Genomic DNA, 22,221 nt, shown 5'->3' with positions numbered 1-22,221 from the left:
GGGGCTATGAGACAGATTATCCTGTTTGGCGCAGGCAAATACGGGAGAGCGGCGCTGAACTACTTTGGCCGCGAGAATATATTCTGCTTTTCCGACAACAACAAGCTGATAGAGGGACAGCGGGTACTGGATGTCCCTGTCATCTCGTTTGAGCGGCTGAGGGAGATACACGGAGATTATGATATTGTAATTTCTACAGGCGCAGAAGTGCTGTTCGCGATTGCCGCACAGCTTGAAGAGGCAGGGATTCACAACTACCGGTCTTTTCTGAAAATCCTGGAGGGGGAAGGGCATAGCGAATTCGCTCCGAAACCAGAACAGGCTGCGTTCCATGAGCCGCCGGACGATTGCAGGCAGGTGCTGATGGCGGCGTATTATTTCCCGCCTCTAAGCGGGTCCGGTGTGTTCCGCTCAATTAAATTCGCAAAGTATCTTCCGCAGTTCAATTGGTGGCCTGCCGTTATTTCAACGGACCGCGCGCCTCTGGAAATGAACTATATGGACGAGAGCCTTTTGGAGGAAATTCCGGCGGGAATGAACGTTATACGAATTCCAGACCCGGTGTATACCATGCGTATGACTTCCTTTCCTACAGAGACAGGAACAGCGCTGATTGACTTTTTGAAAGCAGTGCTTCAGTCTGACCCGGAGGCCAGTGCAATGGCCGGGTCTTTATCGCAAACTAAGGTGGGCAGAGCGAAACTGCTCACATTTCCCTGTCCCGCGCTATTGTGGGCGTATGAGGCGATTCGGTATATTGAGAAACATATTAACTTATCGAAGTTCCAAGTTATTTATACCACATCAAGTCCCTATAGCGCCCATCTGATTGGGTTTTACCTGAAGCAGAAATACGGTATCCCATGGGTGGCGGATTATCGGGATCCATGGACGGATGTCAGTCAGAAGGAGCTGGGTTTCATCAGTTCAAATGATCGGCTGCTTGTGCGGCTGGAAGAAATTTTACTAAAAGCGGCAGACTGCAATATTTCGGTGGAAAGGCATTTTGCGCTATCTTATGTTAAGCGCTTTAGTATTTCGGTTGAGAAAAGTATAACCATTACAAATGGTTATGATGAAAATGATTTTTCCGGTCTTCTCGAACCGGAGAGACACCCCCCAAAATTTACAATCACACATAGCGGACTGATACATGTAAAGCCGCAAGTGACCGCCTTTGCGGCTTTTCTGGAAGCCCTCCACCAATTGATAGACGAGCAAAAAATCGACCTCGCGAATATCCAGCTGCGCATGATCGGGAAAATGACCGGCGAAAGCCGGGCAGTGCTGCGGAACTATGACTGGGGCGACGCATTGGTTGAGACTGGGTATCTTTCTCATCAAGAAGCGTTGGCTGAAAATTACGATTCCAATATTCTGCTTCTGCCAGGCGGGGATGCGGACAGCATCAAATTTGCCTATACAGGAAAATTCTTTGACTATCTTCGCAGCGGCCGCCCCATCTTGGCTGTGGTTGCTAGGGACAGCGTCATTGCTCAGGCGCTTCGGGAAAACGGACATGGAGCGGCTTTCTTAAGCACACAGCTTTTGGAGATAAAACAATTTATCTTACGGGAGTATCAAATATGGCAGCGGGGCGGGAAACGGGAACTGCTCCATTCCCCGCTGATCGAACAATTTGAACGCAAAAACCTGACCGGGCAGCTAGCGGAGGTCTTCGAGACAATCGCGCGCTGATTAAAGCGGACGGAGGTGCAGATATGGAGTTTTGTTATCAGTCCTATAAGGCTCTTTTGGCGCTGCTGAAAGAGAGCGGCTACGCGTTTCGGAATTATCATAACTATAAGGACGCTCCCCGCTGCGCCATTCTTCGCCACGACATTGATTTCAGCCTGGCGCGGGCGGTCCGCCTGGCGGAACTGGAGCAGGACGCGGGGGTGAGCGCCACCTATTTTGTGCTGCTTCGTACAGATTTTTATAATCCCGCCTCAAAGGCCGGAACAGCGGCGCTTCAACGCATACAGTCTCTGGGCCATGAAATAGGTCTGCATTTTGATGAAAAGGCATACGGGCAGACGCTGACATCCGGCAAAATTATTCAAAATATTATAAAAGAGTGCGGGCTTCTGTCCGCACTCCTGGAAACTCCGGTTTCCAGTGTTTCCATGCACCGCCCCTCCAAGGCTGCATTAGAGGCAGATTACCAAATCCCCGGTATTGTAAACTCCTATGGAAAAACGTTTTTTCATGAGTTCAAATATCTCTCCGACAGCCGCCGCTGCTGGCGGGAGCCTGTGGAGGACATTGTCCGCTCAGAGGCATATGACCGCCTACATATCCTGACCCACGCCTTTTGGTACCACGATATAGAGCAGGATATTTCCCAAACTGTAAAAGATTTTGTCTGTTCAGCAAACCAGGAGCGCTATCAGCAGATGGCGGAAAACATTACAAATATTGATTCAATTTTTCCGAAAGATGAAAAATAAACTCCCAGCTTGAGAAATAAGGTGCGGTGCTTTCATGAAAGCTTGTGAAAAGGAAAACCCGGCAACACCCAAGAGAATATACAGAAATAAAACTGAAAATATTGTCATCTTCACCTCAACCGCGGATTTTGAAGCCCTATACCGCTTTTTGACGGAGGCGGGGAACATCTGCAGGGTCGCCATTCCGGAAAACCGGCTGGGCGCCCAAAAGATAGAGAAAATCCAGGCCTTTTGCGCCCTTCATCATATCGAGCTTGAAATTCACCCCAGGGATAAGGCGGCATTGGACAATTTTCACCAGTGGATACAAAAGGGCGGATCAGGATTTGCAGTCTCCTGGAGCTACTCTCAGATTTTAAGAAAAGAAACTCTGGATTTGTTTCCCAATGGCATCTGGAATATGCACGGGGGAAAGATTCCCGAATACCGCGGCGGCAATGTTCTCCAGTGGGCCATCGCAAACGGAGAAACAGAAGCCGGCGTGACGTGGCATCTCATGGATGAAAAAGTGGATCACGGGCTGATTCTAAAACAGGGAACCGTACCGATTCTGGAAGAAGACACAGCGAAAGAAGTGTTTGACAAAATATCTCAAAAGGGAATCGGGCTGTTCCGCCAATTGTGGGATGAAGCGGGAAAGGACGGAGTATTGCCCTATTCCGTGGACATGACGGCGGGGCATTACTGGAAGGCCAGAACGCCTTTAGACGGAATCATCCACCCCGGGATGACCCTGCGGGAAATCCGGAACCTTTTGCGGGCGCAATGCCCGCCCTGGCCCGCTCCGATTGCGGTGCATCAAGGCGTCGTATACAGAGTACAGGGAATCGCCGGCAGCCTGGAAGAGAATGTGATCGAATACGCCGTTGGGGAGCAGAAAATTTTTTTGAAAGTAAGCAGGGAAACGGACCAGGAGCTTACCCGGAAAATATTTGAAAGGACCATGATAACATGAGGGCCGCAATTCATCAGCCCCATTACTTTCCGTGGCTGGGTTATTTTGACAAGATGGCCAAGGCAGACCTGTTTGTCTTTATGGATGAAGTTCAATTAGAGGATCGTTCCTATATGCTTCGGAACAGGTTTTTGAGAAAAGATGGAGAATTAATGTATTTATCCATTACAGCCTCCAAAAAAGGGTATCGGGAGAAAAAATACAACGAAATTCAAACGATAGATAATGCGCATTGGCAGAGAAAACACTTGGCATATCTGCGGGACCTCTATAGCGGCTCGCCATTTAGAGACGAAATTCTGGAGCATATCATGCCTGTATTTACAAAGAATTATCAATTTCTCTTTGATGCGGCAAGGGACAGCATTTTTCTGTGCATGGATCTTTTGGACATTCATACTGAGACCATAACGCAGAGCAGCGTGAATTGGCGCAGGAACTGCGGGGATGAGAAAAACGCTGACGCCCGGCGTTCCAATGATGTGCTGGCGATTTGCCAGGCGGTTGGCGCGACTGCTTATATGACCGGCGCCGGCGCGTCGCTGCGGTTTTTGAATGCGGAACAGTTTGCGGAGTCAAATATCCCGGTGATTGTGCAAAGCTATCAATGTCCCCGGTACCCTCAAATGTTTTCGAAAGAGTTTATACCCAATATTTCCGCACTGGACCTGCTCTTCAACTGCGGAATCGAAGAAAGCCGCCGCATTTTCTGGGAAAATGTAAAAAAAGGGTGCGAATTTGACGGAATCGAGGGATAACCTGTGGAGTTTATCGACCTGAAAGCACAATATCAGACGCTGAAAACTGAAATTGATACGAATATCCAAAGCGTTCTCTCCTCTGCCCAGTTTATTGGCGGTCCCTATGTCGCGGAACTGGAGGAACAGCTTGCCGCTTTCGTGGGAAGGAAGCACTGCCTCACCTGCGCCAATGGCACCGACGCTCTGCAGCTCGCTTTTATGGCCGCCGGCGTTGGCCGCGGAGACGCTGTTTTCTGCCCTGATATGACATTTATTTCCTCCACGGAGCCGGCAAAGATGTCCGGCGCGGTCTCTGTATTCTGCGATATCACACCGGACACCTACTGCCTGGACCCGGCGGGCCTGGAGCGGCAGATCCGAGCTGTGCTGGAGGAGGGAACCTATACTCCCAAGGCCGTCGTAGCCGTGGATATCCTGGGAAATCCCTGCGACTATGACGCGATCAGCCCTATCTGTGAAAAATACGGCCTCACTTTGATTGAAGATGCCGCCCAGAGCTTTGGGGCATCCTACAAGGGGCGGCGGACCTGTTCTTTTGGGTATATCGCGACTACTTCCTTTTTTCCGGCTAAGCCTTTGGGCTGCTACGGTGATGGCGGCGCGCTCTTTACTGACAGCGGCGAAGTCGACGCGCTGTGCCGGTCCATCTGTGTCCATGGCAAGGGGCCAGGAGGCAAGTATGACAATGTCCGCGTGGGGCTGAATTCCCGGCTGGACGCCATTCAGGCGGCCATTCTTCTGCCGAAACTAAAGGCGCTGGAGGCTTATGAGCTGGATGCCCGGCAGGCTGCGGCGAAGCGATACAGCGATGCGTTTGCCGGAAAGTTCACGACACCTTTTGTTGCGGAAGGGTGTGTATCAGTCTGGGCGCAGTACGCGCTGCTGGCAGAGAGCAGGAAGCAAAGGGACCAGATCGCCGCATACCTGCGCGAGAAAGGAATCCCCAGCATGGTCTATTACCCCAAGCCGCAGCACATGCTTCCGGTGTTTTTGGACGAACCGCGCTATGGGGAGACGTACCCGAACGCCAGTGATTACTGTGCCCGGACATTTTCGCTGCCCATGCACCCCTATTTGAAAGAAGCGGAGCAGCGGAAGGTCATTGAAACCGTACTGGAGATGTTATGATGAACAATCCATATTTTGCACACGAGTCCAGTTATGTTGATCGGGATTGCAAGATTGGGGAAGGGACCAAGATATGGCACTTTTCTCATATTATGGAGGGCTGTCAGATTGGGAGATGCTGTAATATCGGCCAAAATGTGGTAATTTCTCCAGGGGTTGTGCTGGGAGATGGGTGCAAGGTCCAAAATAACGTTTCCATCTATACCGGCGTGGTCTGCGAGGACAGCGTGTTTTTGGGTCCCTCCTGTGTGTTTACCAATGTCATAAACCCGCGGGCCTTTATCGAACGTAAAAATGAATTCCGAAAAACCATCATTCACAAGGGCGCCAGTATCGGCGCCAACGCCACAATTGTATGCGGGCATAATATTGGCCGCTACGCTTTTGTGGGTGCTGGGTCTGTAGTAACTGAGGACGTGCCGGACTATGCTTTAATTTACGGTGTGCCTGCCAGGGTAAAGGGGTATGTCTGCCAATGCGGAGAGCGGCTCCAATTCTCTCAATTTCGCGCTGTCTGCCGTGCCTGCGGGAAAACATACCGCATGGATATAGATCATCATACCGTTGAGGAGACTGATGGAAAATGCTCATAAAGAAGGAACTGATCGCAAAAATTAAAAACCGCACTTTGACCATGGGCGTCTGCGGCCTGGGTTATGTTGGACTGCCCTTGGCAGTGGACAAGGCCAAACACGGCTTCAGGACCATCGGCTTTGATATCCAGCAGGAAAAGGTGAATATGGTCAACGCCGGGGAGAATTATATCGGCGACGTAGTAGATGCGGATTTGAAAGAATTGGTTGCCTCCGGGATGCTGCGCGCCACCTCGGATTTCTCCTTTGTAAAAGAGGCGGATTTTATCGCCATCTGCGTACCCACGCCGCTGGACCGGCACCAGCAGCCGGATATCAGCTATGTGCGGGATTCCACCATCGCCATTGCGAAGAATCTTCGCCGGGGAATGATCGTGGTTCTGGAATCCACAACCTATCCCGGTACGACGGAGGAACTGGTCAAGCCGCTTTTGGAGGAGGGGTCCGGCCTGAAATGCGGCGAGGATTTTTACTTGGGCTTTTCCCCCGAGCGGGTAGACCCGGGCAACCTGGTCTATAAAACCAGCAATACCCCCAAGGTGGTGGGCGCCGTCGGGGCGGACGCCACAGAAGTAATTGCCATGGTTTACCGTGCGATTTTGGACAGCGAGGTACATACGGTATCCTCCCCTGCGGTAGCTGAGATGGAGAAAATTCTGGAGAATACATACCGGAATGTCAACATCGGTCTGGTGAATGAGCTGGCAATGCTTTGCCACAAGATGGGCATCAATATCTGGGAGGTCATTGACGCAGCCAAGACAAAGCCCTATGGCTTTCAGGCGTTTTATCCGGGGCCCGGTCTTGGCGGACACTGTATCCCGCTGGATCCCTACTATCTCAGCTGGAAGGCGAGGGAATACGGGTTCCACACTTCCATGATCGAGAGCTCCATGATGGTCAATGACCGGATGCCGGAGTATGTTGTGGAACGCGCGGGAAAAATTCTCAACCGTTTTCAGAAATCCCTGAACGGGGCAAAGGTGCTGGTACTGGGCGCGGCATACAAGCAGGATATTGACGACTACCGGGAGAGTCCGGCCCTCCGGGTGATGGAAGAGCTTCGCGGAACGGGTGCCGCTGTGGACTATTATGACCCCTTTATTCCCAAGTACCGGAGCCGCGGCGTGTGGTACAGGGGCATTCCGGCGCTGACGGAAGAGGCGGTAAAGGGTTACGACCTGGTGGTGATTGCCACGGCCCACACCAAGGTGGACTATGCCATGGCGGCAGGCTGCGGCGTGCCGGTGTTTGACTGCAAAAATGTCTGCAAGAACATTCAAAACCGGGCAAATATCGAGGTGCTGTAAATGCGAAAAATCTGTACGGTCGTTGGGGCCCGGCCCCAGTTCATCAAGCTGGCAGTGGTCTCCCGGGTACTGCGGAAGGACTTCCAGGAGGTGCTGATCCACACCGGCCAACACTATGACTACAATATGTCCGACGTCTTTTTCAAAGAAATGGACATTCCGGAACCGGATTATAATCTGGGCGTCTCCGGCGGCACCCATGGACAGATGACCGGGCGGATGATTATTCAGCTTGAGGAGGTTCTCCTGCAGGAGCGTCCGGATATGCTTTTGGTCTTTGGCGATACCAACTCCACCATGGCGGGAGCGCTGGCTGCGGTGAAGCTGGGGATTCCCATCTGCCATGTGGAGGCGGGAAACCGGTTGGGAACCCTGAAAAACCCGGAGGAGGCAAACCGGGTTGTGACGGACCGGATTGCGGCCCTTCACCTGGTCTGTACGCCCTCCGGCGTCGAGTTTTTGAATCGGGAGGGCGTTTTCAGCTCTGTACATCTGGTCGGAGACCCTATGTATGACGCGTTCTGCTATTACAGCGCACGCTTGGACGGGACGGAGCTGCGTAAAATCACCAATCTTGACGGACAGCCTGTAACGCTCCCGGAACGTTTTTACTACATGACCAGCCACCGGCAGGAAAATACAGACCAGGATGAAAAGCTGGACCAGATTTTTCAGGCGATGGAGGCATTGGACCTGCCCACAGTTTATCCCGTCCATCCCCGCAATCAGGCGCGCGCCGCCCGGCTTTGCCGGGAACAGGGATACCGAAAAATTCTGCTGACACTTCCCGTAGGATACCGGACATCCATTTCCCTGGTCAACCGGTCAGAGAAAATTGTCACCGATTCCGGCGGGCTGCAGAGAGAGGCGTTTTTTGCCAGGAAACCGTGTGTCACGATATACGACTACGTCTCCTGGCCTGAAACCATGGCTGGCCGCTGCAACCAGCTGGCCAAGCCGGAGAAGGAGGATATCTTGGCGAAACTGAATACACCGGTGTCCTTTTCTCCCTCCTACCAGCCCTTTGGCGACGGCCATGCCGCAGAAAAGACCGTGGACGCAATCAAGCGTTTTTTTGAGGGAAAGGGGAACGTATCCGAATGAAATACGCGCTGATTGGCTGCGGCCGCATTGCAGTAAACCATATAAAGGCCGCGCTGAATAACCATCTTGAGATTTCTGCCGTATGCGATGTAAAGCCGGAGGCGATGGAAGCGCTGCTTACAAAGTGCGGCTTAGCGGATGACCTGTCCATTAAGCGGTATACCGACTATCAGCAGATGCTGGCGGAAAGGGACCTTCAGCTGATTGCCATCGCCACCGAGAGCGGCTCGCACGCTAAAATTGCATTGGACTGCATCGGCCGGGGCGTCCCCGTTATTATCGAAAAACCCATCGCTCTGGCTATGGACGACGCGGAGGAAATTATCCGGCGCAGTGAGGAAAAGGGCGTTAAGGTCTGTGCCTGCCACCAGAACCGTTTCAACCTGGCCGTACAGGAGACCCGCAGGGCGCTGGAGGCGGGGCGGTTCGGGCGGCTGTCCCATGGTTCTGTCCATGTGCGCTGGAACCGGAACCGGGACTATTACACCCAGGCGCCCTGGCGGGGCACCTGGGCGCAGGACGGAGGCTGTCTCATGAACCAGTGTATTCATGGCGTCGATCTGCTGCGCTGGATGATGGGGGACGCGGTAGAGGAGGTCTACGGAGTGATTCGCCGGCGGTTTCACGACTACCTGGAGTGCGAGGACATCGGTATGGCGGTAGTGAACTTCAAAAACGGCGCCATTGGGACGATTGAGGGAACGACAAACGTCTATCCCCGGAACCTGGAGGAAACGCTGTGCCTCTTCGGGCAGACCGGAACCGTAAAGCTGGGCGGCACATCCACAAACAATATTGATGTGTGGGATTTTGCGGATGCAGATGCCGCCGACGCGAAAAACCGCGGACTGTGGGAGGGAACCAGCAATGTCTATGGCAATGGGCATACCAGCCTCTATGCAGATATGCTCGATGCGATCCGTCAGGACCGCAGACCCTATGTGGATGCTGTGGCAGGGCGGAACGCGCTGGAAATGGTACTGGCAGTCTACCTGTCCTGCGCCGCCGGACAGCCGGTGAAACTGCCGCTGAGAAATGTGGCGGCAGCCGATTTCACCGGGATGTTCCCAGCCCTTTAACGACGGAAACCTGGGGAGAAGAGTATGGAAAAAATCATTATTTTTGGAACAGCAAAACGGGGCGACGAGGTCTTCGCGATCCTCTCTCAATTGCCGGATTACGAGATCGCCGCCTTTTCCTGCAACGACCAGACGCTCTGGGGCACGGAAAAGGAGGGGCGGACAATCATTCCTCCCGGGGATATGCGCGGGCTGTATCCGGACGCCATTGTCGTAATTGCCAGCGGCTCCCATGTGGAGATTGAGCGGCAGCTTGTGGAGAGCCGCTTTGTACCTGGGGGCGGGTGCCGCTTGCCCCATCAGCTGATCGCGCCGCTCTCCCGGGCACAGCGGGCGGCGCTCGCCGCGGCGGTGAAGCGGAAGACCAGCTTTTATAACCTGGATTACCGGGAAGTTGCTGTCCCCTCAGACAGCGGCAACGGTGAGAAATATCTGGTTATTTGCGGCGGAGGCTATCCCACGGCGGGCAATCCCCGGTGTATGTTTGCCCATGAGAGGGTGTTGCAATACCGCAGGGCCGGATTGCAGGTAGAGGCATTCGGCCTGGTTGCGGGGGCCTCTTTTGAGGAGTACGCATATGAGGGTGTGCGGGTTTTTCAGGGCGGCGAGTTGGAGCTTGAAAAGTTTCTGCAGGGGAGAAATTACAGAAAGCTTTTGATTCATTTTATCTCTCCGGAAATCATGCAGGCAATAGACCGAGCCGGCAAGGGCGATATGCCCATGATTGTGTGGTGTCATGGGTTTGAAGTCTTGCCCTGGTATCGGTGCTGGTTCAACTATACGCAAAGCGAAATACAGAAAAATATAGCGGCCTTGGATCGAAGCGATACTGAAAAGAGACGCTTTCTGAAAAACATTTTTGAAAAGGAACATATCCAATTCATATTTGTCTCGGCATGGCAAATGGACCGGTCAAAAAAGTTTGTCGGAACACTGCCGAAAAATAATCATGTGATTCACAATTTTATTAACCACGATTTCTTTGCCTCACCCTCAAAAGAACCTCAGGACCGGTTCCATATATTGTCCATTAAAGGGCATGGAACGAGAATGTATGCAAATGATTTAACGGCAAAAGCCATTATAGAGCTGTCAAAACGGGAGTGCTTTCCTCATTTGACCTTTGAATTGTACGGCGATGGTATCTTGTTTGAGGAGAATTTTAAGGAGTTATTGGAGCACAACTTTTCAAATGTCCATATACATAGATGCTATTTAGATCATGAAGTGATGCGGAAACTATTCCGTGAAAACGGGATTTTCCTCTCGCCCACAAGAATGGATTCGCATCAGGTGACAACCAGCGAAGCGATGTCCGCCGGCATGGCTGTGGTCACATCCAGCGCCGGACCCATACGGGAATTTCTGGATGAAAGCTGCGGATCTATATTTGAGTATGACAACTATTGGATGATGGCAGAAGACATTGAGCATTTATACAATCATCCAGACGAATTCCTGCGAAAAGCGAAGAATGCCAGGGAACGAATCGTACGGCAATGTGGCTATGACGATACCATCGGACAGGAACTCCGGTTGATTCTGGATCAAGTATAAGGAGAGATTTTGATGCCGAATTTTTCTTATCTTCTGCGGTATTTTCAGGCCGGAGACAAAATCCTTCTGTATGCGAGAGGAAAAAACGGCAGGGATATTTATGAATTCCTGAAGACACAGCCGCAATTTCAAATTTTCGGCTTTGTAGACCGCAACGCGGACAGGCTGACGGATGTTGAAGTGCCCGTCTTCCGGCCGGATCAGCTGAAAACGATTTCGCCCGAGGCGTTTGATAAGATCGTCATCACCGTCATGAGCCAGGTCATGGGAGCGGAGGTCTGTCAAATTATTCGGGACAGCGGAGTGGATGAGAAAAAGATCGTGGCGCCGTATACATATCTGGGACCGGTCACCGGCGTCGCGGCGGAGGACTTTATTTCCAATCCCCCTGTGGTCCAGCAGGAAATTGGGGAATTTATATCCCGCCGTTTTGGAAACCTCCTGTACTTTGAACCGCTGGTTCAGGCGCTGAAATTGAAAAAGGCCGATTGGGAGGCTTTGCTTCCCAGCTTTTGGGAGACTTCTCGCCGCTTATCCCCATTGGAAAATATTGTATTCCTGCACATTCTGTATTTGGCGGATATTTTTGACGCGGCGCTGATGAAGCGGCTCTTGGAGTGCATATTGGAGATTGACCAGCCGGAGCTGCGGCAGTTTTTGCAGGGATTGTTTAACGATACGTCCACCATGTGCTTTCTGCACGCGGAATATCTGTTTCCTGAGTTTTACAATCTGCGCCGGAACTTCCTGAAAAAGCTGTGCGGCATGTATGATTTTCACATGCAGACAGATAAAATCAGGAAAAGAGCGGACGGAAAAATCCGGAAAATCTGTATTCTCAACCATATGCTGTTTGGGGAGAAGGCCTCTCCCACACAGGTTTCAATTCAGACCGGCAGAATATTGGCCGGCCTGGGCTATGAGGTCATGGTGATGCCGCTGGATGTATACACTTATATACCGGTGGACACGCCCGTGTTCCGCCCTGTCATCAATGTGGCATACAGCGGGTCAAAGGAATTTGAAGATTTTCACAAAGAGGCCTATGGCCCGGCCATTCAGGTGGAATATACGGATATCGTTGATCTTCAGGAAAAAATGCAGGCGCAGCTGGATAAACTGGCGGCCTTCTCCCCGGATTTGATCGTCGATATGTCGGACGACTTCTCCATCTTGTCGTATATATACAGCCAGCATTTTACAACGCTGTTTTTACCCATGCGCGGGTATCAGTCGTGCTCATTTTTTACGTATTTTGCCGCAATAGAATGGAATGTCTTTATCAAGATAAACAGCGTCTATCACTCCATAGATCCCAAACAGGCCTTGGAGCTGTCAACATGTGTTTGTGCTCCGGAACCGCAGGCTGTCTACAGCCGGGAAAAATATTCTCTGGCAAACGATGACTTTGTAGCTGTTACGGTTGGCGGCCGGTTAAATACGGAAATGTCGAAAGACTTTATCGACGTGGTGTGCAGCACACTGAATAGGTGTCCGGATATGAAATGGCTGGTCGTGGGGAGCGAAAGCGAATACCTGTCTGAAAACTATCAAAACTTGCTGAATGAACACAAAATTCGATATATTCTCTATGAAAATGATCTGCCTGCGCTCTATCAAATTTGCAGCGTGTATCTAAATCCGCAGCGTCAGGGCGGCGGAACCAGTATCTGCTGGGCGATGCACTACATTCCAATTGCAATGGCGCGGACAGCCAGCGATCAGGCGGCGGTCATTGGCCTGGAAAATATGATAGACGGAACAGCGGAGCAGGTGATGGCCTATGTACTGGAGATGAAGCGGAATCCGATTTTTTACGCCGGAGAACGGGATAAGTTTCGGAAACGTGTTTTATCTTTTGAAAGATGCCAGAACCAGGCATGGAAAAATATGATTGATACATTGGAAAGACGTATAAAGGGGAAATCGTCTCCTAAAATTTCTATTGAATAATATTCAGGGGGTACACAGAATGAGCGAGGCCGCATATTTTGATCAAAATACGCTTTTGGCAAAATGTTACGCGGAAAACTCATATGAGTCTCTGCGGGAAAAAATTTTGCAGGAACATGACACCTATACAAAGACGATTTTTCGAAATGGTGAAGTATATGGATATACCATTACCCTGAATCAGCCATTGACATCGCTGTACCACTTTTCATGCTATGTTGTAAAATTTGTCTTTAGTAAAATTGACACTCTCCACAGTCAAAGTCAGGAAGAAATTATGCACAAATTATGTGTATCCCTGAAAGAACATATCGCGGCCCAAAAAGGATATTATACCATGCGTGTACCAGCTCACATCGTCGATTTAATCCGAGCGATTAACCATGATTTTACAAATTTGATGTTTTGCGGCGGAATTGTTGAAGAAACATTATTGGGGAATCCGATTTTACCGGAAATTAATCAGGACATTGAAATATTATTTCCGGATCAATCATTTATTGCAGAAAATAAAGAAACACTGATGTCAATGGCGCTCAAATCTTTCAGACGATATCAGGGACAATACCACATTTCTCCGGTTACAGACTCTGATGCGGCTAAAATATACAGCCAGTGGGTGGAAAATACCTTATCAAAATCTGATGGCCCTACAGTGACAGTTGCATGCTATAATCACAAAATCGCGGGATATTGTACGATCAGCGAAGATGATGTGGGAGTTGAAGCCACCCTCGCCTGCGTGAATGAAAACACGCGGGGTCTTGGTATTTATAAAAGAGTAATATGCGCCATGAGCCAATATGCACAGGCCGCAGGAAAAATATTTGTTACAAGCACACAATTTGATAATTATATTGTGCAAAGAGCATGGCACTCTTTGGGTTTTACCCCATTTCGCTCAATTTATAATATGCACCTGGATAACCGATAAAAGGGCATAGGGACAGGAGGGAGCTATGAAAGCAATTATACTGGCCGGCGGTCTGGGGACCCGGCTTTACCCCATGACCACCGTCATATCCAAGCAGCTCCTGCCGATCTACGACAAGCCGATGATCTACTATCCCCTGTCCATCCCGCTGCTGATGGGCCTGCGGGATATCCTGCTGATTTCGACGCCGCAGGCCCTCCCCCTCTACCAGCAGCTGCTGGGGGACGGCTCCCGGCTGGGCGTCAACATTCAGTACGCCCCGCAGGAGAAACCCCAGGGGCTGGCCCAGAGCCTGCTGATCGGCGAGCCGTTTATCGGCGGCGGGCAGACCTGCCTCATTCTGGGGGACAACATCTTCTATGGCCACAGCCTGACGTCTGTGCTGCAAAGTGCCAGAGACGGTCTGGACGGCGCGGTCATATTTGGCTACCCAGTCAAAAATCCCCAGGCGTACGGCGTGGTGGAGTTTGACAGCGAAAACCGCGTTTTGTCCCTGGAGGAAAAGCCGGAAAATCCAAAGTCGAACTGCGCCGTGCCAGGGCTCTACTTTTACGATGGCGCCGCCGCCGAGATCGCAAAACACGTCCGGCCGTCTCCCAGGGGCGAGCTGGAGATTACGGCGGTCAATCAGGAATACCTGCGGCAGGGACGGCTGAAGGCGACGCTCTTTGGGCGCGGAATCGCATGGCTGGATACAGGCACGCCGGAGGGAATGCTGAAAGCATCGGAGTATGTGGAGGCGGTTCAGTCACGGCAGGGGTTTTATATCTCCTGTATTGAGGAAATCGCCTGGAGGCGCGGCTTTATCAGCACCGAGCAGCTCTGCCGGCTGGGCGAGGCGGCAAAATCCACTGATTACGGAAAGTATATTTTATCATTGATAGGCGGATGAGCATGAAACACATCATGGTAACTGGAGGAGCGGGATTTATCGGCTCCAACTTTATTCACTATATGCTGAAAAACAGCGACTTCAAAATTATCAATTTTGATGCGCTCACGTATGCGGGAAACCCGGAAAATTTAAGGGATATTGAGCAGGATGAGCGATATACCTTTATAAAAGGCAATATTGCCGACACAGCGCAGGTGCGCGATGTGCTCCGCAAGTTTGAGATCGACCTGATCGTCAATTTTGCTGCCGAGACCCATGTGGACCGGAGCATCCTCTCGCCAGATATCTTTGTATCGGCAAATGTACTGGGAACGCAGAATCTGCTGGAATGTGCACGGACCTATTGGAGCTTGTCCCCTGAGGACAAGCTCTGCCGGGCTTATAAGCCCGGCGTCCGGTTCATCCAGGTGTCTACCGATGAGGTGTATGGCTCTTTGGGCGCGGAGGGAAAATTCCGCGAAGATTCGCCAATCTCGCCGAACAGCCCCTACGCGGCCTCCAAGGCAAGCGCCGACTTGTTTGTGCGCGCCTATTATGAAACATTCGGCTTTCCCGCTGTCATCACACGCTGCTCCAACAATTTTGGTCCCTATCAATTTCCGGAAAAACTGATTCCGCTGATCATTTACAACAGCCTCCAAAATCAAAAAATACCTGTTTACGGAGACGGCCAGCAGGTGCGAAACTGGCTGTATGTGGAGGATCACTGTTCCGCGCTGTGCAGTGTCATACAGAGCGGAACATGCGGGGAGGTCTATAACATTGGCGGAGATACGGAGGAGAGCAACTTGACGGTGATCCGGACGATTCTGCGCCTGTTGGACCGGCCCGAGAGCCTCATTCACTTCGTGGCAGACCGGCCCGGCCATGACCGCCGCTATGCAATGGATTACACAAAGCTTCACGCCCATACCGGGTGGACGCCGTCCTATTCCTTTTCGGCGGGCCTGGAGCGCACGGTGCAGTGGTATCTCCAAAACGAAAAATGGCTGAGGGCCACGGCGGGCCAGGAGTTTCAGGCCTACTGCAAAACCATGTATATCGAGGAAGAAACGAAATGATACCATTCAATCGCCCGCCCGTTGCGGAGAAGTCCTTTGCGTATATGCGTCAGGCGGCCCAGGAGCAGAATAAGATCTGCGGAGACGGCATGTTCACCAAAAAGTGCTGCGCATGGATGGAAAAACGTTTTCAGGCCCGGAAGATCCTGCTGACCACCTCCTGCACCCACGCGCTGGAACTGGCGGCGCTGCTCTGCGATATTCAGCCCGGAGACGAAGTCATCATGCCGTCTTACACCTTTGTCTCCACGGCAAACGCGTTCGCGCTGCGGGGCGCGAAGATCGTCTTTGTGGACATCCGGCCGGACACAATGAATATAGACGAGCAGCTGATCGAAGCGGCCATTACGCCAAAGACGAAAGTAATTGTTCCCGTTCACTATGCCGGAGTGGCATGTGAGATGGACGCGGTTATGGAGATTGCACGGCGAAATCATCTGCTGGTTGTGGAAGACGCGGCCCAGGGTGTTATGAGCAGCTACAAGGGAAAAGCACTTGGTACAATCGGCGACTTGGGATGCTACAGCTTCCATGAGACGAAAAACTACAGTATGGGCGAGGGCGGAGCGTTGGCCGTCAACCGTCCGGAGCTGGCAGAACGCGCGGAGATTCTGCGGGAAAAGGGGACAAACCGCTCCCGTTTTCTCCGCGGACAGGTGGATAAATACACATGGGTGGATATCGGCTCGTCTTATCTTCCCAGTGAGCTGAACGCGGCATATCTCTGCGGACAGCTGGAGATCGCAGATGAGATCAACGAGAACCGACTGAAAAGCTGGAACGCGTATCGGGAGGCGCTGCTGCCCCTGCGGGACCGCGGCTTGATCGACCTCCCTATCGTCCCGGACGAATGCCGGCACAACGCGCATATGTTTTACATCAAAGTAAGGGATATTGAGCAGAGAACAGAGCTGATTCGCTTTTTGAAGGAACGGGAAATTGGGTCGGCTTTCCATTACGTGCCGCTGCATTCTTCTGCGGCCGGGTTGGCGCGGGGTATATTCAGCGGAGCCGACCACTATACGACCAGGGAGAGCGAACGGCTCCTGCGGCTTCCAATGTTTTTCGGACTTTGGGAGGATGCGCCCGAAAAAGTAAGCAGGACTGTAGAGGAATTTTTTTTGTAAATCAGGATAGTTTGACAGCGCGCCGGCGCGCTGTCCGTCCCTATAGGGACGGACAATTTCTCTGTTTATTGTTCAAAGGGAGGACACAAATGGAACAGATTATCATTTACGGTGCTGGAAATACCGCAAGGTTTGCGTACGACTATTTGACACAGACGTATGACGTCTACTGTTTTATCGATGGAAAGAACCCCGCGAAATGGGGAACTGCGATCTGCGGCAAAGCGGTGTGCAGTCCGGAAATACTGCTTGAGCACAGGGATATGGCGGTGGTTGTGGCAAGCATTTACGCAGACGAGATTTTGCGGGAGATTCGGAAATATCACCTGACCAAGGTCTATACCTACCGGTGCGGCATCGAACTATATTATCCTGAAACAATGGACGAATTACAGACAACCAGGACCATTGACCTGGGAGCGTTTTTCCAGCGGCATCCGGAGAAAACCACCTGCAGGGAGCTGACGTTTATGTATGGCGGCTCCGGTGTCTTGGATTATATGTTTATCAAAAAAGTTGCGGAACTGTTTCACTGCAAGGAATATTTAGAGATCGGGACGTACATCGGCGAAAGCATCAATATATTGACGGACTGCTGCGAAAAACTATACAGTATCACAGCCCCGCTGGATTCGGAGTTTTCTATGAGGAATTTCTGCAAGTGGAACGGTATTCCGGATTACTCAGAGCGGCTGACCAAAAGCCCGAAAATAACGCATTATTACGCAGACTCAAAAGCCTTTGATTTTTCCCAGCTCTCCAGGGAGATCGACCTGTTTTTCATAGACGGAGATCACAGCTATGAGGGCGTTTACAGCGATACGAAGAACATTTTCTCCATAAAAAAGGAGGATGCAATCGTTATCTGGCACGACGCTAAAAATTCATTTGGGTGCTATAATACGCAGGTTCTCTATGCGATTCGAGACGCATTGGGGGATCAATTTGAAAACGTCTATGTCACAGACCGCAACATATGCGGCATTTATCTGCCGGAAAAGGCGAAAAAGGATTTTCCTCTCCTGACCGGTCCGCAGACCGGAAGCGGACTCCCGCTACACACCTACGATGTCACGCTTGAAAACTACACAGCGCATTAGTCCCTGTTTGAAAAACCAATCAAAAAGACGGCGGCTTTGGCCGCCGTCTTTTCCCTTTGGCCGCTTGGGCCTGCCAGTGGAAGAGATCATTCCCTTCGCAGATTTTATGAAGGGACCGGGCTCTGTCCCTGTAAAGCCGAAAAACCAAAACCGCGGATAATAAAAATACCCGGCTGGGCACTTCCCCCCGCGGGATCGCCCCTTGTGGAAACCGCCCGTTTCCGGTATAATGAACCTACAACATTCGACAAGGAGGCGCTGCTGTGGCAAAGCGTCTGGACAAATTCTCAAAATCCTTTCGGGACAGCCGCATTCCATTCCTGCTGGCGGAGGTCGTCACCGACGGAGAGGGTAAGATGGTGGACATAGTCTGCCAATTCATCAACGGTCCGGCGGCAGCCCTGTTAGGCCTGGCAGCAGAGAACCTGCATCGACAGCGGTTTACCCATGTTTTTCCCGCCGAGGCGCTGAAGACACTGGAACCTCTGCGGGATGTGGCCTTCTCCGGGTCCGCGGCCTCCTTTCTCTACACCACATCTCTGAACCGGAAACTCAGCGTCACCTGCTATCAGCCGCAATATGGTATAGCCGCATGTATTCTGGAGTCTGTGCAGGAGGAGGCCGCCAAGTCGCACACCCGCTTTCTGGCGGAAAACCTGCCGGGAACGGTGCTGTCTCTGGAGCTGAGCCGGACGGGGAGCCGCTGTCTGTCTTTTACTCAGGGGCTGTGCACTCTTACTGGCTGGAGCCGCCGGGAACTGCTGGACCGCTGCGCCGATTTTGATATGCTGGTGGAACCTGAGGACCGTTCGGAGCTTCTCCAGGCTCTGCTGGACGCCGCCCGGGAGGACCGCCAGACCGCCCACCGCTTCCGCCTCGCGCGGTGCGGCCAAGAACCGCTGTGGGTAGAGCTGCGGGCGGAGGTGCTCTCCCGGAGGGAGGGTGTTGTGAGCTTTTACGCCGTTTTGCTGGATGCCCAGCAGGCCCGTCAAACCCAGACCCGGCTGGAGGATACACAACATCAACTGGCAGATGCGCAGAGGGAATTGGACTTCCTCTTTGACGGGATGCCCGCCGCGCTGTGCCTTTTCCGGCGGGAGACCCCTGGGGGACCGCTCCATCCCCTCCGGCTGGGCGGGGGACTCTCCCCGCTGCTGGGATATCCCACGGCAGAGCTGAAGCGCCGCCTTGCGGACAATCCCCTGTGGCGGGTCTTACCTCGGGACCGGGAGTCGCTGACCGCCGCCGCTGCGGCGGCCAGAGAGAAGGGGATGCCGCTGCGCCACGTCTGCCGCCTGCGGGCTAAGGGCGGCAGAATCCTCTGGGCGGTCCTGGACGCGGTCTGGCACACCCTGGAGGACGGCGCGGAGCTGATCTACACCGGCTGCTTTGACATCACCCAGGAACGGGAGGCCTCAGAAGAGGTGCGGTTCCGGGCCCAGCTGTGTGAGCTGATTCTGGACCAATCCCGGATGATGAGCTTTGACTACGATCCCTTGGAGGACACAGCCCGCAGCAAGCGGCACGACGGCTCCAGCCGTTACGTTCAGCATGTGACGGAGAACTACCTGTCCAATATGGATCAGGACCAAGCCATCCACCCGGAGGACCGGGAACGCCGGGCCGCCATGATCCGGCGCCTTCTGGCCCGCCCGGGCACGGAGACGCTGGAGTACCGGGCGGACTACGACGGCCAGGGCTGGCGGTGGTGCCGCATCTCCTGGGCAAGTCTGATGGACAGCGCGGGAAATGTCTGCCGTCTCCTGGGCAAGGCAGAGGACGTGACTCAGAGAAAGACCTGCGCCCTGCGCTTCCAGGCTCTGGCGGCCAGGCAGAGGAAGCTCTCCCCCGGCACACTGGCCTTTATCCGCCTGGATCTCTCCGCCGACCGCATCACCGACGCCAAGACCAGCAGCCGCTATCTCTCCGGCGTACTGTTCGGCAACACGGCGGACGCCTGCCTCCGCCATCTGCGGGACAATGTGCCCGACGAGTCCCAGCGGCGGGCATTCGATGAAAAATTCCGCCGCCAGCCTCTGTTGGACGCCTTCCGGAGCGGCGTGTTCCATGTGGAGCTGGAGCACCGCTTCTCCCTGGGCGGCGGCAGCGGGACCGTGTGGGCCCGCACAGCCGTGGAGATGGCGGTGGACCCGGAGACGCTGGCGTTCACTGCCTTTTGCACCATCACCAATACCGACGCCCAGCGCCAGCGGGACATCCTGCTGGATGCTCTGGCCCGGCGTGACTATGACTTTGTCCTCACCGTGGATGCCACCACGGGGACCTGCCGGGTGTACGGCGAACACGCGGTGCCTGGAACTCTCTCCTACCGCACCGTGTCCGCCCAGTACCTGGGCAGTCAGGCCCCCTCCCGGAAGCGGTCCGCCTTCCGTCAGGCGGCCCGCCTGAAAACTGCTCTGGAGCGGCTGGAAACCGAGGAGGTCTACGAGTACACCGGAAGCCTGGGCACAGATGAACCCCGGGAGAAGCGGATGCGTTGGTCCTGGCTGGACCGGGAGACAGGACTGCTGCTGGTGACGCTGGAAGACGCATAATGTAACCGTTTTTTACCGAATTTTAACCGGCCTGTTGCCGGCCTGTAAAGAAATCTCCCCTTTTTCCGTGTATAATAGCGGGAAAAGGGGGGATTTTTATGAGCCGGTTTTTGGTTTTGCTCTGCTGTGCGCTGCTGCTGGCCGGGTGCGCCGCCCCGGTGGAAGCGCCGGAAGTCCCGCTGCCGGACAACGCTCCGGCGGAGCCCGACACCGTGGAATACGCGGCGGCGCTCACCGTCCCGTTGGCGGATCTGGAGCCCTATGAGCCCTGGGTCTCCATGGAACCGGACACGGCGGGGCTGGAGACCATGGGAGAGGTGCTGTGTGATAAAACGCTGCCGGGGGGCACCCGGGTGGTATGCTATTGGCACCCGGACCGCCTGACAAACCCGGACTACAGGTACGAAAAATACTGGGCCATCCACCAGGGGGATAAGCTCCTGCGGTTTGCCGCCGAGACCAGCGGGTATGAGCAAGGATACGACGTGACAGCCTTTTCCCATGTGCTGGGGAAAAACGGCTTTTGTATTGAAGCTCCCCGGGGCATGGCCTACACCGCTTACGACTACTACGTCTTTGACGAAACCGGCGTGCCCCGCCTGCTGATGGACTGCTCCAATGATGTGCTGGAACAGGACGTGGACGGCGACGGGGTGAGGGAGCTGCTCTGGAATTACCACGGCGGTCAGTTCGTCACCTGCGCCTTTTTGCGGGAGAGTACCGTGTACCAGGTGGAGATGATGTCCCTGCTGGCAGACCATCTCCCCATCCTGGGTCTGCCAGCAGGGGACCTGAAGAGCTGGGGGGCGGAGGGGCTTCCAGTGAGCATCCTGGCGGGAGGCTGGACGGTCATCAACGAGCCCGGGCCGAAGACGCACATCGAGGGGTATCTCCGTCTGACGGAGGACTCGCTGACGCTGTATGTCCCCGAAAATCTGATCCCCCTGGAGGCCTGGGCGGGAAAGCGGTATACCCTGATTAACGGAGCTCCTGCCTGCCGGGACATTGTGCCGGAGGGTGAGCCGGAGGGGCCCTGGACCGTTCTGGGTCCCGCCGTACCTGCGCCCCGGGAATGGGCGGGGCAGGATCTGGCCGGGCGGAACGAGACGGAGACCTGGACGGGAATCGAGCCAAGCCACCTCTTCATGGAGATGGTCTCCGTCCGGGACGGGTGGATGGTGGTGTCCATCAGCCACGGCGTGGGAGCCAACGCCGACAATTACGTCTACCGCACCCATGACGGCGGTGCCACCTGGCAGGAGGCGGCAAAGCTGGAGGAGGCGGGACGGTATCCCTGCGCGGCAGGCTTTTTTGACAATCTCCACGCCGTGGTGGGAATCGAGCGGTTCGACGGCGTGCCCGTGTTCGCCACCCGGGACGGCGGGGAGAGCTGGGAGCGGGCGGTCTTCTCCCCGCTGGACAGTCCGGATGGGTGGCAGGCGTACAGCATCTCCCATTCCGGAGATGAGATTTCCATCAGCCTCCGCCGGGGCGCCGGCGATGGGACGGAATACTGCCGGCTGATCTCCCGGGACTGGGGGAAAACCTGGGAGGCGGAGGAATAAAAGCCTAAGACGCATGTTCCCTTTTGAAAATTTACTGTCAAGGAAACTCCGTGGAAGGTCCCATGTTCAAACCTTCCACGGAGTTTCTTACAAC

18 protein-coding genes are annotated in these 22,221 nt (G+C 53.6%); all 18 read left to right on the top strand.

The window, feature by feature from the left end; all coding sequences use genetic code 11:
• Positions 1-6 precede the first annotated feature (6 nt).
• The 18 genes from QZ326_RS00785 to QZ326_RS00700 all read left to right on the top strand — a co-directional run bounded on the left by QZ326_RS00785 (position 7) and on the right by QZ326_RS00700 (position 22,127).
• Positions 7-1,698: a hypothetical protein gene (locus tag QZ326_RS00785; RefSeq protein WP_295740209.1), complete on the top strand. Its 1,692-nt coding sequence runs from the start codon at positions 7-9 to the stop codon at positions 1,696-1,698.
• Between the two features lie 200 nt (positions 1,699-1,898).
• Positions 1,899-2,450: a hypothetical protein gene (locus QZ326_RS00780; protein ID WP_295740206.1), complete on the top strand. Its 552-nt coding sequence runs from the start codon at positions 1,899-1,901 to the stop codon at positions 2,448-2,450.
• Between the two features lie 34 nt (positions 2,451-2,484).
• Positions 2,485-3,405: a methionyl-tRNA formyltransferase gene (locus QZ326_RS00775; protein WP_295740203.1), complete on the top strand. Its 921-nt coding sequence runs from the start codon at positions 2,485-2,487 to the stop codon at positions 3,403-3,405.
• Positions 3,402-4,163: a WbqC family protein gene (locus tag QZ326_RS00770; RefSeq protein WP_295740200.1), complete on the top strand. Its 762-nt coding sequence runs from the start codon at positions 3,402-3,404 to the stop codon at positions 4,161-4,163. The genes QZ326_RS00775 and QZ326_RS00770 overlap by 4 nt, the downstream gene beginning before the upstream one ends.
• A gap of 3 nt (positions 4,164-4,166) precedes the next feature.
• The gene (locus tag QZ326_RS00765) at positions 4,167-5,294 is read left to right on the top strand and encodes a DegT/DnrJ/EryC1/StrS aminotransferase family protein (protein WP_295740197.1); all 1,128 of its coding nucleotides are present in this window, start codon (positions 4,167-4,169) and stop codon (positions 5,292-5,294) included.
• On the top strand, positions 5,294-5,887 hold the full coding sequence (locus QZ326_RS00760) for an acyltransferase (RefSeq protein ID WP_295740239.1): 594 nt from the start codon (positions 5,294-5,296) through the stop codon (positions 5,885-5,887). Before QZ326_RS00765 ends, QZ326_RS00760 begins: the two co-directional genes overlap by 1 nt.
• Complete coding sequence (locus QZ326_RS00755) at positions 5,878-7,197, top strand: nucleotide sugar dehydrogenase (protein ID WP_365327902.1); 1,320 nt, start codon at positions 5,878-5,880, stop codon at positions 7,195-7,197. Before QZ326_RS00760 ends, QZ326_RS00755 begins: the two co-directional genes overlap by 10 nt.
• Positions 7,198-8,301, top strand: a complete 1,104-nt coding sequence (gene wecB, locus QZ326_RS00750; protein ID WP_295740194.1) for a non-hydrolyzing UDP-N-acetylglucosamine 2-epimerase — start codon at positions 7,198-7,200, stop codon at positions 8,299-8,301.
• Complete coding sequence (locus QZ326_RS00745; protein ID WP_295740191.1) at positions 8,298-9,380, top strand: Gfo/Idh/MocA family protein; 1,083 nt, start codon at positions 8,298-8,300, stop codon at positions 9,378-9,380. The genes wecB and QZ326_RS00745 overlap by 4 nt, the downstream gene beginning before the upstream one ends.
• Positions 9,381-9,404: 24 nt before the next feature.
• Positions 9,405-10,937, top strand: a complete 1,533-nt coding sequence (locus tag QZ326_RS00740) for a glycosyltransferase family 4 protein (RefSeq protein ID WP_295740188.1) — start codon at positions 9,405-9,407, stop codon at positions 10,935-10,937.
• Positions 10,938-10,946: 9 nt separating this feature from the next.
• Positions 10,947-12,890: a hypothetical protein gene (locus tag QZ326_RS00735; RefSeq protein WP_295740185.1), complete on the top strand. Its 1,944-nt coding sequence runs from the start codon at positions 10,947-10,949 to the stop codon at positions 12,888-12,890.
• A gap of 19 nt (positions 12,891-12,909) precedes the next feature.
• The gene (locus tag QZ326_RS00730) at positions 12,910-13,824 is read left to right on the top strand and encodes a GNAT family N-acetyltransferase (RefSeq protein ID WP_295740182.1); all 915 of its coding nucleotides are present in this window, start codon (positions 12,910-12,912) and stop codon (positions 13,822-13,824) included.
• A 25-nt stretch (positions 13,825-13,849) separates the two neighbouring features.
• A complete protein-coding gene (gene rfbA, locus QZ326_RS00725; protein WP_295740179.1) occupies positions 13,850-14,716 on the top strand; it encodes a glucose-1-phosphate thymidylyltransferase RfbA in 867 nt (288 codons plus the stop codon).
• Between the two features lie 2 nt (positions 14,717-14,718).
• Positions 14,719-15,780: a dTDP-glucose 4,6-dehydratase gene (gene rfbB, locus QZ326_RS00720; protein WP_295740176.1), complete on the top strand. Its 1,062-nt coding sequence runs from the start codon at positions 14,719-14,721 to the stop codon at positions 15,778-15,780.
• Entirely contained in the window at positions 15,777-16,907 is a 1,131-nt protein-coding gene (gene rffA / locus QZ326_RS00715; RefSeq protein ID WP_295740173.1) for a dTDP-4-amino-4,6-dideoxygalactose transaminase, read from the top strand. The genes rfbB and rffA overlap by 4 nt, the downstream gene beginning before the upstream one ends.
• Before the next feature lie 89 nt (positions 16,908-16,996).
• Entirely contained in the window at positions 16,997-18,007 is a 1,011-nt protein-coding gene (locus QZ326_RS00710) for a class I SAM-dependent methyltransferase (protein WP_295740171.1), read from the top strand.
• 263 nt (positions 18,008-18,270) lie between these two features.
• Positions 18,271-20,562 carry a PAS domain-containing protein gene (locus QZ326_RS00705; RefSeq protein ID WP_295740168.1) on the top strand — a complete coding sequence of 764 codons (2,292 nt, stop codon included), beginning with the start codon at positions 18,271-18,273 and terminating at the stop codon, positions 20,560-20,562.
• 98 nt (positions 20,563-20,660) lie between these two features.
• A complete protein-coding gene (locus tag QZ326_RS00700; protein WP_295740165.1) occupies positions 20,661-22,127 on the top strand; it encodes a hypothetical protein in 1,467 nt (488 codons plus the stop codon).
• The last annotated feature ends 94 nt before the right edge of the window (positions 22,128-22,221 follow it).

It is taken from the genome of uncultured Oscillibacter sp., from assembly GCF_910587525.1.
GTDB lineage: Bacteria > Bacillota > Clostridia > Oscillospirales > Oscillospiraceae > Oscillibacter.
This window is presented reverse-complemented; position numbering and strand designations above follow the sequence as displayed.

What these genes read in the sequence shown, in the direction of transcription:
- QZ326_RS00700 (WP_295740165.1), top strand. Translation starts at nt 20,661, where the DNA reads ATGAGCCGGTTTTTGGTTTTGCTCTGCTGTGCGCTGCTGCTGGCCGGG.
- QZ326_RS00740 (WP_295740188.1), top strand. Translation starts at nt 9,405, where the DNA reads ATGGAAAAAATCATTATTTTTGGAACAGCAAAACGGGGCGACGAGGTC.
- wecB (WP_295740194.1), top strand. Translation starts at nt 7,198, where the DNA reads ATGCGAAAAATCTGTACGGTCGTTGGGGCCCGGCCCCAGTTCATCAAG.
- QZ326_RS00760 (WP_295740239.1), top strand. Translation starts at nt 5,294, where the DNA reads ATGAACAATCCATATTTTGCACACGAGTCCAGTTATGTTGATCGGGAT.
- QZ326_RS00730 (WP_295740182.1), top strand. Translation starts at nt 12,910, where the DNA reads ATGAGCGAGGCCGCATATTTTGATCAAAATACGCTTTTGGCAAAATGT.
- QZ326_RS00710 (WP_295740171.1), top strand. Translation starts at nt 16,997, where the DNA reads ATGGAACAGATTATCATTTACGGTGCTGGAAATACCGCAAGGTTTGCG.
- QZ326_RS00755 (WP_365327902.1), top strand. Translation starts at nt 5,878, where the DNA reads ATGCTCATAAAGAAGGAACTGATCGCAAAAATTAAAAACCGCACTTTG.
- QZ326_RS00745 (WP_295740191.1), top strand. Translation starts at nt 8,298, where the DNA reads ATGAAATACGCGCTGATTGGCTGCGGCCGCATTGCAGTAAACCATATA.
- rffA (WP_295740173.1), top strand. Translation starts at nt 15,777, where the DNA reads ATGATACCATTCAATCGCCCGCCCGTTGCGGAGAAGTCCTTTGCGTAT.
- QZ326_RS00785 (WP_295740209.1), top strand. Translation starts at nt 7, where the DNA reads ATGAGACAGATTATCCTGTTTGGCGCAGGCAAATACGGGAGAGCGGCG.
- QZ326_RS00775 (WP_295740203.1), top strand. Translation starts at nt 2,485, where the DNA reads ATGAAAGCTTGTGAAAAGGAAAACCCGGCAACACCCAAGAGAATATAC.
- QZ326_RS00770 (WP_295740200.1), top strand. Translation starts at nt 3,402, where the DNA reads ATGAGGGCCGCAATTCATCAGCCCCATTACTTTCCGTGGCTGGGTTAT.
- rfbB (WP_295740176.1), top strand. Translation starts at nt 14,719, where the DNA reads ATGAAACACATCATGGTAACTGGAGGAGCGGGATTTATCGGCTCCAAC.
- rfbA (WP_295740179.1), top strand. Translation starts at nt 13,850, where the DNA reads ATGAAAGCAATTATACTGGCCGGCGGTCTGGGGACCCGGCTTTACCCC.